This is a genomic window from Pseudomonas sp. NBB (genome assembly GCF_032701105.1).
In the GTDB taxonomy this organism is placed as follows: Bacteria; Pseudomonadota; Gammaproteobacteria; order Pseudomonadales; family Pseudomonadaceae; genus Aquipseudomonas; species Aquipseudomonas asiatica.
The window spans coordinates 818097-832007 of the sequence record NZ_CP103994.1 but is presented as its reverse complement, the minus strand read 5'-3'; the positions used below and the strand labels follow the sequence as shown (position 1 = coordinate 832007).

Sequence of the window (13911 nt, the reverse complement as noted above, 5' to 3'; positions counted from 1 at the left end):
AAAACCGGGTACAGAACCGGGTACATAATTTTAAGAAGTTGGCACCCCCTCAGGTCTGGCGGCTGCCTCAGGCCTGACTTAGCGGATAACGTCTAAGCGCCAGACTGCAGTACCCACGAACCCCTTGAGGCCAACGCCTCAAGGGGTTTTGTTTTTTCTGGCATTTGGCAAGCGGCACGCTCCCCCTGTGGGCTTTAGCCGCGAAGAATCCAACGCGGTGCCTGGCACCGGCTGCGCCGGTGTTCGCGGGCATGCCCGCTCCCACAGCTACCACGCATTTTCTGGACATTGCATCAAAGGCCTTGTGTCGCGAAAGGGCCGCAGAGCGGCCCCGGAATTCAGCATCTAAGCTGTGATTCAGCACCCTCCCCTGGACGCACGCCCCATGCCCGAAAAAACCCGCCTCGACTGGCAACGCTGGTTACCCGGCCTGGTCACCCTGCTCCACTACCAACCCGCCTGGCTACCCAGGGACATCGCCGCCGGCCTGGTGCTCACCACCATGCTGGTGCCGGTGGGTATCGCTTATGCCGAAGCTTCCGGCGTACCTGGCATCTACGGCCTGTACGCCACCATCATCCCGCTGCTGGCCTACGCCCTTTTCGGCCCCAGCCGCATCCTGGTGCTGGGCCCGGACTCGGCGCTGGCCGCGCCGATCCTGGCAGTGGTGGTGCAGTACGCCGCCAGCGACCCGCAACGGGCAATCGCCATCGCCAGCATGATGGCCCTGGTCGCCGGGGCGTTCTGTGTGATCGCCGGTTTGCTGCGCCTGGGCTTCATCACCGAACTGCTGTCCAAGCCGATCCGCTATGGCTACATGAACGGCATCGCCCTCACGGTGCTGATCAGCCAGTTGCCCAAACTGTTCGGCCTGTCGGTCGACAGCCAGGGCCCACTGCGGGATACCTGGAACCTGATCCAGGCATTGCTCGCCGGCCAGGGCCATTGGCCAAGCTTCGTGGTCGGTGGCGGTAGCCTGGCGCTGATCCTGCTGCTCAAGCCGTTCAAGCGTTTGCCGGGCATTCTCATTGCTGTGGTGCTGGCCACGCTGGCGGTGAGCCTGCTGGGGCTCGACCAGCAAGGCGTGAAAGTGCTCGGCGAACTGCCCCAGGGGCTACCCAGCTTCGTGTTCCCCTGGGTCAGCGATATCGACCTGGTGGAGGTGCTGCTCGGTGGCATCGCAGTAGCGCTGGTGTCGTTCGCCGATACCAGTGTGCTGTCACGTTCATACGCCGCGCGCATGAAGGCCCCGGTCAACCCCAACCAGGAAATGTTCGGCCTGGGTGTGGCCAACCTGGCCTCGGGGCTGTTCCAGGGCATCCCCATCAGCAGCAGCTCATCGCGCACCCCCGTGGCCGAAGCGGCCGGCTCGCAGACTCAGCTCACCGGTATTATCGGCGCGCTGGCGGTGACCCTGTTGCTGCTGGTGGCGCCCAACCTGATGCAACACCTGCCCAACAGCGCCCTGGCGGCAGTGGTGATTGCCGCAGCATTGGGCCTGTTCGAGTTCGCCGACCTCAAGCGCATCTTCCGCATGCAGCAATGGGAATTCTGGCTGTCGTTCACTTGCTTCGTCGGCGTAGCGGTATTCGGGGCCATTCCCGGTATCTGCATTGCCGTGGCTATATCGGTGATCGAATTCCTGTGGGACGGCTGGCGGCCGCATCATGCGGTGCTGGGACGGGTGGATGGCACCCGCGGTTACCATGATGTGCAGCGTTATCCACAGGCCCGACGCATTCCGGGGCTGGTGCTGCTGCGTTGGGATGCCCCGCTGTTCTTTGCCAATGCCGAACAGTTCCAGAGCACGGTGATGGCGGCGGTGGATGCATCGCCTACCCCGGTACAACGGCTGGTGATCGCGGCAGAGCCGGTGACCAGCATCGATATCACCTCGGCGGACATGCTGGCCGAGCTGGACCGGGCGCTGGAGGCGCGGGGGGTGGAGTTGCAGTTTGCCGAGATGAAGGACCCGGTAAAGGACAAGATGCGGCAGTTCGAGTTGTTCGAGCATATGGGGGAGTCGGCATTTCATCCCACTGTTGGGGCAGCGGTGGACGCCTACCTGGAAGAGAGTGGGGTTGACTGGAAGCCCTAGGTTTTCCTGGGCTGGCCTCTTCGCGGGCATGCCCGCTCCCACAAGAATTGCGTGATCCCATGGGCAACACGATACCTGTAGGAGCGGGTTCACCCGCGAAGAAGCCCACGCCGCATCCGAAGCCGGTCGATCCAGATCAGCATGGCACTGGCATACACCGACACCGCCAGAAACAGCGCCATGCGCACGGCAAAGGCGCGGTACACATCCTGCCCGCCCGCGCTGTCCTGCACCGACTGCCCCAGCAAGATCAGCATGGTCGTCAGGCAACTCACCCAGTACGCCGGGCTTTGCCTGGTATCCACCGCACGGTAGAGCCTGCGCCCCTGCCAGAGAACGAACAGCAGCACCCACAGAAAAAACATCCACAGGTGCACGAACAGGCTCAACGCGCCCCACATCAATATCGCCAGCAACCCGGCCAGCAAGGTCGAGCCGATCAGCTCGCGGCTGGCATGCCGTGCGCGGGTCTCACCGGCCTGCTGCCCCAGGCTCACTGCCTTCATGATCAGCGGCATGTACTGGTCCGGGGCGATCAGCGCCAGCAGGAAGGCCGGCATGACGATCAACGTAGCACGCAAGGCAACCCAGCTCACCTGGTCACCGTCGAGCAGAGGCGGTGCCGGTTGCGCCGGCGCATCGGCCGGCTCGGGAAACAGCACATGCGCCGCTGCCGTGCCCAGCACCGCCAGCAGCATGCCTTTGGCCAGCGCTTCGACCACCGACAGCGCCAGGCTGAAGTCGCTGGTGCCGGCGGCAGCGATCATGGTCAGGCCGATAACCAGCAAATTGGCCAACAGGCCATTGCCGCCTTTCAGTGCATAACGCAAGGTAAGGAAAACCCCCACGCTCACCAGCAACACCCCACTTACCGGGGCATGGCGCAGCAGCGGAATCAGCAGCAGCCCGCTGCCGCAGGCAAGCAGCACCAGCACCGCCAAGGCCGGTGCCGCACGCAGGGGCAAGGGCTGGCTGCGCATGGCCAGCAACAACACCGCGAACACCGGCGCCAGGATCGGTACCGGCAAGCCGATGCCGAAACTCACCGCCAGGCAAAGCGCCACGCCCCAGGCCAGGCGCAGGGCACGCAGGCGGCGTAGTTCAATAGGCATACGACAGCCAGCTCATCAGCCACATGAACAGCCGGCCCAGCAGGTTCAATGGGTTGCCCTCGCTTGGCAGGGCCATGACTTCGGCCTGGCCACCGACCCGCAATACGGTCTTGTCCTGCAACTGGTCACGCTCCAGTTCGACGATAACCGGGAAGCGCTGTGCGGAGCGCAGCCACTCGCGGCTGTTCTGTACGGTCGGCAACGTACCTGGCGGGGCACTCTGGCCTACGCTCACACCGTAGCCGATGCTGCGAATGCGCCCCTTCAACACCGTGCCGGGCAGCGCATCAAGCACTACCAGCACCGGGGTTTCAGGGCGCAGCCGACCTAGGTTGTTCTCGGTCATGTCGGCACTTATCCACACGTCATGGATAGCGATCAGGGTCATCATCGGGCTGCCGGCGCCAACATAGTGGCCAACGTCGGTGCGCAGGTCGGTGATCAACCCGTCTGCATCGGCGCGTACCATGGTGCGCGCCAGGTCCAGCCGGGCTTTTTCCACATTGGCCGCCGCGCTGCGCAGCTGGGCGTTGTCGTCCTGCGCCCCGCCCTGCTGCTCACGGGCCCGCTCAACTTCGGCACGGGCTGCCGCCACCTGGCTGATGGCCTGGTCGCGGGTGGCCTGGGCGCCCTCGAGGCGGCGCACCGACACCGTGCCCGGGTCTTCATCGATCAGGCGCTTGAGCCGCTCGGCGTCCTGCCGGGCCTTGCGCTCGTTGGCCTGGGCCGCCACCAGCGCCGCCTGGGCCGAGTCGATGCCAGCGGTGTGGGCGCCGATCTGCCGGCGTACCGTGTCCAGGTCGGCTTCGGCTCGGGCCAGGGCGATGCGATATTGCTCCTGGTCCAGTTCGAACAACACATCGCCCTTGCGCACTTCCTGGTTGTTGCCCACCGCCACACGCTTCACCTGCCCAGCCACCTCGGCACTCACCGGCACCACGTAGGCCTGCAGGCGGGCTTGCTGGGTATAGGGCGTGAAGCGATCGGCCAGCAGGTACCACAGCAGGCTCACGACAATCAGCAGCAGCACCCAGCGCATGCCGCGATCGGGGGCTGGCGGGGATGGCGTCGGCGTGGTGTCGCTCATTTCGTTTCACCTTGTGCATGTGCGCTGGGGCCTGGTTCGTCAAGCAGCTCACCCCAGTCGGTGCGTTGCTGCATCTGCTGGCGGGTGGCCGGGTCGATCGGTGCGCGGCTGGCGTCCCAGCCGCCGCCCAGGGCCTTGTAAAGCGTCACCAGGCTGCTGACCGCATTGCCGCGGCTGACCAGGTAGCCGTCCTGTTGCTGCAGCAGCAGTTGCTGGGCGTCGAGCACGCGCTGGAAGTCGGCAAAGCCTTCGCGGTACTGCGAGCTGGCCAGGTTCAGGGAGCGCTGCGCGGCCTGCGAGGCCTGGTCGCGGATACTTGCGCTCTGCAGCGAGCGCACCAGCCCGCTGGCGGCATCGTCGGCCTCACGGGCGGCTTCGCGCACATCCTGGTGATACAGCTCGATCAGTTGCTGCAAGCGGGCATCTTCCACGCGCACAGCGTTCTTGCGTCGACCGTAGTCGAACGGGTTCCAGATCAGGCTGGGCCCGGCGGCGATGTCGAAGGTATCGGGCAAATGATTGGCCGTGACGAAACTCCAGCCGATGCTGCCCAACAGGCTCAGTTGTGGATAAAGGTCGGCCTCGGCTACCCCGACCAGCGCCGACTGCGCCGCTACCGCCTGCTCGGCGGCACGGATGTCCGGGCGGCGCTGCAGCAGGCGGGCGGGCACATCCTGCAGCACGGCACGGTCCGGCAACGGCAACTGGCCATGACCGGCATCTAGCTGTGGCAGCGGCCCGGGCGCGCGGCCCAGCAGCGAGCACAGCACGTTGCGCAGGGCATTGAGCTGGTTCTGGAACTCGGGGATGGTGGCCTGGGTAGCCAGGTACTGGGTGCGCGCCTGTTGCCAGTCGAGTTCGTCGTTTTCGCCATGACGGAACAGCCGCTCGGTTATCTCCAGGCTGCGCGCCTGGCGGCGGGCGTTTTCTTCGGCGATATCCAGCCGCGCCTCGGCGGTGCGCAGGGCAAAGTAGGTGTCGGCCACCTGCGCACGCAACAGCAGCATGGCATCGGCGTAATTGGCCTGGGAGGCGAAGTAGACGGCGTCGGCGCTTTCGATGGCGCGGCTGAAGCGCCCCCAGAAGTCGATTTCCCAGCCAATGTCGAAGCCCGCGCTGGATTGCCAGAACACCGAGTCGCGAGCGGTGGCGGTGCCGGACTGATCCTGCTTCAGGTAAAGGCTCTGCGCGCGCAGTTGCTGCAGCTGTGGATAACGCCCGGTCTGCACGATGGCCAACTGGGCGCGGGCTTCGGCAACGCGCAAACCAGCCACGCGCAGGTTGCTGTTATTGGCATCGGCCTCGGCGATCAAGGCATCCAGGGCAGGGTCGGCGAACACGGCCCACCACTGACGAAGGTCGGGCGCCGCGGCCTGCTGCCCGGCCTGCTCCAGCAGCGGGGTATTCCAGGTACCCAGCCACGGGTCCTGCGGCGGCTGGAAATCCGGGCCGACCTGGGTACAGCCCACCAACGCGGCAGCCAGGCTCAGTGCAAAACCACAGAAGCGTCCGGGCATGGCAGGCCTTGGCTTACGCCGACGGTTCGACGGGATTTTCCGGCACCTGCAGCGCCACCCACTGCCAGAACAGTACATAAGTGACGCCCAGGATCACCGGCCCGATGAACAGGCCGATGATGCCTTTGACCACCATGCCGCCCAATGCCCCGATCAGCACCACCGGCATCGGCACGTCCACCCCGCGCCCCAGCAGCAGCGGCTTGAGCACGTTGTCGGCAAGCCCGGCGACGAAGGTGTAGATGGCGAAAATGATGGTCGCCACGGTAAAGCCTTCGACGTTGAAGATGTAGATGATCACCGGCACCGTTATCAACGTGGCCGGTGCCTGGGCAATCCCCAGCATGAGGATGACGATTGCCAGCATCCCCGCTCCCGGTACCCCTTTGATGACGAAGCCGACACCGATCAGCAGCATCTGGATGAAGGCAATGCCGATCACGCCCTGGGCCACCGCGCGAATGGTGGCGGTGCACAGCTTGGCCAATGGCTTGCCGCGCTCCTCCCCCGACACCCGCATGGCAATGCGCTGCGCCGCGATTTCGCCGCGGTCACCGAACGCCATGATGATGCCCGAGACGATGATCGCCGCGATGAACAGCAGGAACGCGCCGCCCGCACTGGCTGCAGCCCCCAGCACCGTGCGCCCGGCACCCTTGAGCTGGGGCATCCACTGGTTCAGCACACCGGCCATGTTTTCCGAGGCGGCCAGCCACAAGGCATGCACCTTCGGCCCGATCAGCGGCCAGGCCGCCACCGAGTCGGGAGGGGCCGGCACGGTCCAGGCCCCGCTTTTCAGCAGCGTCACCAGGCTGTCCACCGATTCGCCGATCGACATCACCACCAGGTAGATCGGCACCAGCAGCACGACCAGTACCAGCAGAACGACCAGCGTCGCCGAAAGCCCGTCCTTGAGCCCTGTGCGGCGCTGGATGCGGCAATACAACGGGTACAAGGTCACCGCCAGGATCACCGACCACAGCATCAGCTCCAGGAACGGCTGGAACGTCTGGAAGGCGAATATCACCAGCGCAGCCACCAGGCCGGCCTTGATGAGCACATCGAGCAAGCCCCGCGACAGGCGGCTGTCCATCTTGATACCCGGTTGCATGCTTCACCTCCGAACTCCAGGTGCGCCATGTGGCGCGATTCAGTGGCCCGCTTCAGGGGCTGCCGGTGTGGGGCTGTCGTCACGCAACTGCCGCGCCAGGGCCATCATTACCAACGGCACTACCGCCATCGACAAGGTGATGGCCAGCACCAGCAGGTCATGCACCTGCTGCCCCAGCACCTGATGATCCAACGCCAGCTTGAACACCACGAAGGCAAACTCGCCGCCAGACGCCAGCACCACGCCCAGGCACAGCGCCTGGGCCTGGGTGAGCCCACCTGCGGTGCGGCCCAGGCCATAAAGCAGCGGCAATTTGATCATCACCAGCAGCAGGGTCAGCCCCAGCACCATTAACGGCATGCCGAACAGCAGGCGCAGGTCGGCGCTCATTCCCACGCCAACGAAGAACAGCCCCAGCAGCAACCCCTTGATGGGCTCGATCTGGGTTTCCAGTTCGTGGCGGAAAGGCGACTCGGCCATCAGGACGCCCGCCAGAAACGCCCCCAACGCCATGGACACACCTACGTGCTCCATCACCCAGGCGGTGCCCAGCACCACCAACAGGGCGGTAGCGGTAGACAGCTCGGGCAGGCCAGAACCGACTGTCCATTTGAAGACAGGGGTCAAAAGGTAGCGGCCAAAGATGATCAGCACACCTATGCCAACCACCACCGCCAACACCGGCCAGGCGCCTTCGTCGGCGGTACTGACATCACCACCGAGCAGCGGCACCACGGCAATCAGCGGGATCGCGGCAATGTCCTGGAACAGCAGGATCGCCACGGCCAGGCGGCCGTGCGGCTTGCCCAGGTCCTTGCGCTCGGCCAGTACCTGCAGGCCAAACGCAGTTGACGACAGCGCAAGGCCCAGGCCCAGCACGATGGCAGCCGGCTTCGACTGGCCGAACAGCCAGTACGCCAGCAGGCCAAGCACTACAGCACTCAGGCCCACTTGTAGCGAGCCGACGCCAAACAGCGCCCGGCGCATGCCCCACAAACGCCGCGGCGAAAGCTCCAGGCCGATGACGAACAGCAACATCACCACACCCATCTCCGACAGGCGTGCCACGTTATCCGGGTTGTTCAGCAGGCCAAATACCGATGGCCCTATCAGGATGCCCGCCAGCAGATAGCCGGGCACCGCCCCCATTTTCAAACGCTGCGCCAGCGGTACCAGAAGCACCACGGCCAGCAGGAACACCACCGTCGCCTGCAACAGGCTGCCATCATGTGGCATAGGCTCGCACCCTCGCTGCTCCCCGCGGGGAGAGATCAGAAACGCTCTTCGACGACTTTGAACGGGTAGTTGACGGCCTTGTATTTGCCGATCTTGCCGCGCTTGGGCAATTTCACCAGCCCGTCACGGGTGATGTCCTTGTAGGGAATGCGCGTCAACAGATGGCTGATGATGTTCAGCCGGGCACGGCGCTTGTCGTTGGAATGGGCCATGAACCACGGTGCCCATGACGAGTCGGAGGCGGCGAACATTTCGTCGCGGGCCCGGGTGTATTCATCCCAGCGTGTGTAGGACTTGAGGTCCATCGGCGACAGCTTCCACAGCTTGCGGCCATCGTTGATGCGGTCCTGCAGGCGGCGGGTCTGCTCTTCGGCGCTGACCTCCAGCCAGTACTTGATGAGGATGATCCCCGACTCGACCATCATCTTTTCGAACAGCGGCACCACGGTGAGAAACTTGCTGCTCTGCTCTTCACTGCAGAAGCCCATCACTCGCTCGACACCGGCGCGGTTGTACCAGCTGCGGTCGAAGATCACTACCTCGCCCGCGGCAGGCAGGTGGCCCAGGTAGCGTTGCACATACATCTGGCTCTTTTCCCGCTCGGTTGGCGCCGGCAGCGCCACCACGCGGAATACTCGCGGGCTGACGCGCTCGGTAATGGCCTTGATGGTACCGCCCTTGCCGGCGCCATCGCGGCCCTCGAAGACAATGCACACCTTCAGGCCCTTGGCCACCACCCATTCCTGCAGCTTCACCAGCTCCACGTGCAGCTGCTTGAGCTCCTTCTCGTACGCCTTGCCGCCCAGTTTCTCCGGCTGGTCCTTGGGGTCTCTCTTCCTGGACGACTTCGACATGGCACTCTCCTGAGGGCGAATGAAGAGTCAGTATGGTCGATCCATGGCAGTTTGCCGCTTCGCTTATGGATTTCGCAGGCTTGCCTCTATCTCATTGATTCTACGAGTGCTGGTGAGTGTTCCGGGGTGGGTGTAGGAGCGGGTTTACCCGCAAATGCGTCATCAAAGCTACCGATGCATTCGCGGGTGAACCCGCCCCCACAGGGTACGGGGTGCCTTCAAGGCCGGATTACTTGGCCATCTTGTTGTAGCTGGTCATCAGGTTGCGGTAGTCCGGAATATGGTTGGAGAACAGGGTCCCCAGCCCTTCGATGTCGTTGCGCCAGTCACGGTGCAGCTCGCAGGCCACGCCGAACCAGGTCATCAGTTGCGCCCCGGCGGCCTCCATGCGCCGCCAGGCCGAGTCACGGGTCAGTTCGTTGAAGGTGCCGGAGGCATCGGTGACGACGAATACCTCGAAGCCCTCCTCCAGCGCCGACAGTGCCGGGAAGGCCACGCACACTTCGGTCACCACGCCGGCGATCAGCAGCTGCTTCTTGCCGGTAGCCTTGACGGCCTTGACGAAGTCCTCGTTGTCCCAGGCGTTGATGTTGCCAGGCCGGGCGATGTACGGGGCGTCGGGGAACTGCTCTTTCAGTTCGGGCACCAGCGGGCCGTTGGGGCCGGTCTCGAAACTGGTGGTGAGAATGGTCGGCAGCTTGAAGTACTTGGCCAGGTCCGACAGGGCCAGGACGTTGTTCTTGAAGCGGTCGGGGTCGATGTCCCTTACCAGCGAGAGCAGGCCGGTCTGGTGGTCGACCAGCAGCACGGCGGCGTTGTTCTTGTCCAGACGCTTGTATTGGAAGGCCATGACGGGTTTCCTTGCGTTAGCGGGTTGGGAATATCAGCGTAGGCAAGGATGAAAGGTGGATGGGACCGTCAGTCGGTTCGCCTGCCAAGGCCGGCGATGGGGCCGCACGGCGGCCCCTGCGATGCTTAGCCGAGTACCTTGCCAGCTACCTCATCGACCGCCACCTTGGTGATGGCGACGATCTTCTCGGCATCCTCCTGGTTCAGCACCAACGGCGGTGCGAAACCGAGAATGTCACCATGCGGCATGGCCCGGGCGATCATCCCGCGCTCAAGGCACGCTGCCGACACCTGTGGCCCGACTTTCAACGCCGGGTCGAACGCCGTACGCGCCTCGCGATCGGCCATGAACTCGATTGCGCAAAGCATGCCGTCACCCCGTACTTCACCTACCAGCGGGTGGCCTTCGAAGGTTTCGCGCATGCGCCGGTTCAGGTATGCACCCACCACTTCGGCATTCTCGGTCAGGTTCTCGCGCTCGAGAATATCCAGGTTGGCCAGCGCCGCCGCCGCGCAGATCGGGTGCCCAGAGTAGGTCCAGCCGTGGCCCATCGGGCCGGCCTTCTGCGAGCCTTCTTCGATCACGTTCCACACCTTCTCACCAACGATCACTGCCGACAGAGGCGCATAGGCGCTGGTCAGGCCCTTGGCCGTGGTGATCAGGTCCGGGCGGATGTCGTAGCGCTGGCTGCCCATCTTCGAGCCCAGGCGGCCGAAGGCGCACACCACTTCGTCGGCGATCAGCAGCACGTCGTAGCGATCGAGCACGGCCTGGATCGCCTTCCAGTAGCCCTTGGGCGGCACGATGATGCCACCGGTGCCCATCAGCGGCTCGCCAATGAACGCGGCGACCGTGTCGGGCCCTTCGGCCAGGATCAATTGCTCCAGCTCGTCGGCGCAATAGCGCACGAAGGCCTGCTCATCCATGCCGGCCGGTGCCTTGCGGTACCAGTGCGGGCAGACCGTATGCTTGACGCCTTCCACCGGCAGGTCGAAATGCTGGTGGAAGCTGGGCAGGCCGGTAAGGCTGCCGGTCATGATGCCCGAGCCGTGATAGCCGCGGTCGCGAGAGATGATCTTCTTCTTGAGTGGACGACCGAGGATGTTGTTGTAGTAGCGCACCAGCTTGACCTGGGTCTCGTTGGCATCGGACCCCGACAGGCCGTAATAGACCTTTTTCATCCCAGCCGGCGCCCAGTCGATGATGCGGCTGGAAAGCTCGATGATCGCTTCGGTCGAGTGGCCGACGTAGGTGTGGTAATACGCCAGCTCCTTGGCCTGACGATGGATCGCGTCAGCGACCTCGGTACGCCCGTAACCGATGTTCACGCAGTACAGGCCGGCGAAGGCGTCGATCAGTTCGCGGCCTTCATGGTCACGCAGGCGGATGCCCTCGGCACCGGTGATGATCCGGCCCTTGAGCGCGCCGCTGGCGTGATCATGGGCGTGGGTCGAAGGGTGCATGAAGTGGGCGCGGTCCTGTTCGAACAGCTGGCTGAAATCTTGGCTCATGGCAAACACTCCTTAGAACTGACCGTGGTGGTGCAAGCAAACGTATTTGGTTTCGACGAAGGGTTCGAAGCCCTCGCTGCCGCCTTCGCGGCCCAGGCCCGAGGCCTTCATGCCGCCGAACGGGATGGGGTGGCCGGTGAACTTGACGCCGTTGATCGCCACCATCGCGTGGTCGAGCCGGCGCACCAGCGGGTGCACGACATCGAGGCGGTTGCCGACGATGTAGGCAGCCAGGCCGTACTCGGTGTCATTGGCCATGGTGATGGCCTGCTCCAGCGTGTCGAACGGCATGACCCCGGCAATCGGCGCGAAGTTTTCTTCCTGGTAGATGCGCATCGCCGGCGTGACATCGGCGAGCACCGTCGGCTGGAAGAACCAGCCACCCAGCGCATGGCCCTCGCCACCGACCAGGCGCCGGGCGCCACGCTGCAGGGCGTCCTCGACCCGGGCCTGGGTGGCATCGAAGGCGGCCTGGTGCATCAACGGGCCGACCTCTGCCGCCGTCTCCTCGCCATCGACCATCGCCGGGCCAACCTTCAGCGCCCGCACCGCTTCGGCGAAACGCATCAGGAATGCTTCGTACAACGGCCGCTGCACCATGATCCGGTTGGCCGCGCAGCAGTCCTGGCCAGACGTCTGGAACTTGGCGGCCACGGCCACCCGCACGGCCAGCTCCAGGTCGGCATCGGCGCAGACGATGAACGGCGCGTTGCCGCCCAGCTCCAGCGCCACTTTCTTCACATCCTGAGCCGCGGCTTGCAGCACCAGCTTGCCGACACGGGTCGAGCCGGTGAAGCTGACCGCCCGCACGCGGCTGTCGCACACCAGGGTTTCCATGGCCATCTGCGGCTCGCCGATTACCACGTTGAACACCCCCGGCGGGAAGCCGGCGTCCTCTGCCAGCTGGGCCAGGGCCAGCGCCGAAAACGGTGTTTCGTGGGCCGGCTTGACCACCACCGTGCAGCCGGCCGCCAACGCCGCAGCCGCCTTGCGGGTGATCATGGCACTGGGGAAGTTCCACGGGGTGAGCAGCGCGCAGACCCCGACGGGCTCCTTCAGCGTACTCAGCTGGGCACCCGGAATATGGCTGGGGATAGTCTGCCCGTTGAGGCGCCGGGCCTCCTCGGCAAACCAGGGGATGAAGCTTGCCGCATAGGCGATTTCACCGCGTGCTTCGGCCAGCGGCTTACCCTGTTCCTCGCTGAGAATGCGCGCCAGAGCCTCCTGGTGCTCGAGCATCAATTCAGCCCAGCGCCGCAACAGCGCAGCGCGGCTGTCCAGACTCTGCTGGCGCCAGGCCGGGAAAGCCCGCTGGGCGGCATCCACCGCGGCGACGATCTGCTCGTGGTCGAGCAGCGGCACATGGCCGATGACCTGGCGGTTGGCCGGGTCATGCACGGCGATGCTGTTGCCGCTGTGGCTGTGCAGCCATTGGCCATCGACGTGGCACAGGCTGTTGAATGGGTAGTGGTGTGACATGACTGTTCTCCATACCTCGTTGTCGTGGCGCCAGGTTCAGGCCAGTACGTCGGCTATCACCGCCAGGGTGTCGCCGCACTGCACCAGGCCGGGAAAGTGCCGGGCTGCGAGCAAGCCATTGCGTCGGGCGCGGTACTCGACCGGGGCGCTGCCGGTGCGGCGGATGTCATGGATACGGGCGATCACTTCGCCCTGGCTGACCGTTTCGCCCAGGTCGCGGCACATCTCCAGCAATCCGTCGTGCTCGCTGGCGATGAAGCAATCGCCATCGGGCATGTCCAGCAGGGTTGTCTCGCCCTGCTCCACTTCGCCGGCAAGGATGCCGGCGTGAATCAGCACATTGCGCACGCCGCGCTCCGCCAGGGCCACGCTTTTCGCCGTGGAGGTGCCACCACCGCCCAGTTCGGTGGTGATGAACACCTTGCCCTGCTCTTCTGCCGCGGTGTCGTACATCGCCTGCGCATCCAGCTCGAGCATGCGCATGCTGTAGGGCGCGGCGAAGGCCTGCATGCCGGCTTCACAGCGGGCCTGCTGGGCCTTGTCGGGCAGCACATGGCATGCAGCGAACGGCAGGAAATCGAGGGTGCGACCACCGGAGTGGATGTCCAGGACGATATCGGCCAACGGCAGCAAGGTGCGCCGGAAATAATCGGCGATCTTTTCCGTCACGCTGCCATCAGGCCGGCCAGGGAAGCTGCGGTTGAGGTTGCCCCGGTCGATCGGCGAAGTACGGGTGCCCGCCTGGAACGCCGGTGTGTTCATGAACGGCACGATGATCACCCGCCCGTTTACCTGCTCGGGCTGCAGCTGCTGAGCCAGCTTGCTCAGCGCCACCGGGCCTTCGTACTCATCACCGTGATTGCCACCAGTGAGCAAGGCAGTAGGGCCACTGCCATTCCTGACCACCGTCAGCGGAATCATCACCGCCCCCCAGGCCGAGTCGTCACGCGAGTACGGCAGCTTGAGGAAGCCGTGCTGCACACCGTCCTGCTCGAAATCCAAGGTACAGGTGATCGGGTTGGCCACCGTGGCGGCGGCCTGAGCGATTGCATTCAT

11 protein-coding genes are annotated in these 13911 nt (G+C 64.7%); 1 reads left to right on the top strand and 10 read right to left on the bottom strand.

Annotation, left to right across the window (positions count from 1 at the left end):
- Positions 1–385: 385 nt before the first annotated feature.
- Positions 386–2098 carry a SulP family inorganic anion transporter gene (locus NY023_RS03750; RefSeq protein WP_013970859.1) on the top strand — a complete coding sequence of 571 codons (1713 nt, stop codon included), beginning with the start codon at positions 386–388 and terminating at the stop codon, positions 2096–2098.
- Positions 2099–2187: 89 nt separating this feature from the next.
- Here NY023_RS03750 and NY023_RS03745 read toward each other — a convergent pair whose 3' ends face one another.
- From NY023_RS03745 to doeB, 10 genes are all read right to left on the bottom strand, one after another.
- A complete protein-coding gene (locus NY023_RS03745; protein WP_013970858.1) occupies positions 2188–3210 on the bottom strand; it encodes a DUF2955 domain-containing protein in 1023 nt (340 codons plus the stop codon).
- Complete coding sequence (locus tag NY023_RS03740) at positions 3200–4297, bottom strand: HlyD family secretion protein (RefSeq protein WP_024086253.1); 1098 nt, start codon at positions 4295–4297, stop codon at positions 3200–3202. The genes NY023_RS03745 and NY023_RS03740 overlap by 11 nt, the downstream gene beginning before the upstream one ends.
- The gene (locus NY023_RS03735) at positions 4294–5814 is read right to left on the bottom strand and encodes an efflux transporter outer membrane subunit (RefSeq protein ID WP_013970856.1); all 1521 of its coding nucleotides are present in this window, start codon (positions 5812–5814) and stop codon (positions 4294–4296) included. The genes NY023_RS03740 and NY023_RS03735 overlap by 4 nt, the downstream gene beginning before the upstream one ends.
- A gap of 13 nt (positions 5815–5827) precedes the next feature.
- Positions 5828–6925: an AI-2E family transporter gene (locus tag NY023_RS03730; RefSeq protein ID WP_013970855.1), complete on the bottom strand. Its 1098-nt coding sequence runs from the start codon at positions 6923–6925 to the stop codon at positions 5828–5830.
- A 39-nt stretch (positions 6926–6964) separates the two neighbouring features.
- Positions 6965–8161, bottom strand: coding sequence for a monovalent cation:proton antiporter-2 (CPA2) family protein (locus NY023_RS03725; RefSeq protein WP_013970854.1), 1197 nt, complete (start codon positions 8159–8161; stop codon positions 6965–6967).
- A 35-nt stretch (positions 8162–8196) separates the two neighbouring features.
- Positions 8197–9015 carry a polyphosphate kinase 2 gene (gene ppk2, locus NY023_RS03720; RefSeq protein ID WP_003256373.1) on the bottom strand — a complete coding sequence of 273 codons (819 nt, stop codon included), beginning with the start codon at positions 9013–9015 and terminating at the stop codon, positions 8197–8199.
- Positions 9016–9244: 229 nt separating this feature from the next.
- The gene (gene ycaC, locus NY023_RS03715) at positions 9245–9865 is read right to left on the bottom strand and encodes an isochorismate family cysteine hydrolase YcaC (protein ID WP_013970853.1); all 621 of its coding nucleotides are present in this window, start codon (positions 9863–9865) and stop codon (positions 9245–9247) included.
- 125 nt (positions 9866–9990) lie between these two features.
- On the bottom strand, positions 9991–11376 hold the full coding sequence (locus NY023_RS03710) for an aspartate aminotransferase family protein (protein ID WP_024086251.1): 1386 nt from the start codon (positions 11374–11376) through the stop codon (positions 9991–9993).
- A gap of 12 nt (positions 11377–11388) precedes the next feature.
- A complete protein-coding gene (locus NY023_RS03705) occupies positions 11389–12855 on the bottom strand; it encodes an NAD-dependent succinate-semialdehyde dehydrogenase (RefSeq protein ID WP_013970851.1) in 1467 nt (488 codons plus the stop codon).
- Between the two features lie 36 nt (positions 12856–12891).
- Complete coding sequence (gene doeB / locus NY023_RS03700) at positions 12892–13911, bottom strand: N(2)-acetyl-L-2,4-diaminobutanoate deacetylase DoeB (RefSeq protein WP_013970850.1); 1020 nt, start codon at positions 13909–13911, stop codon at positions 12892–12894.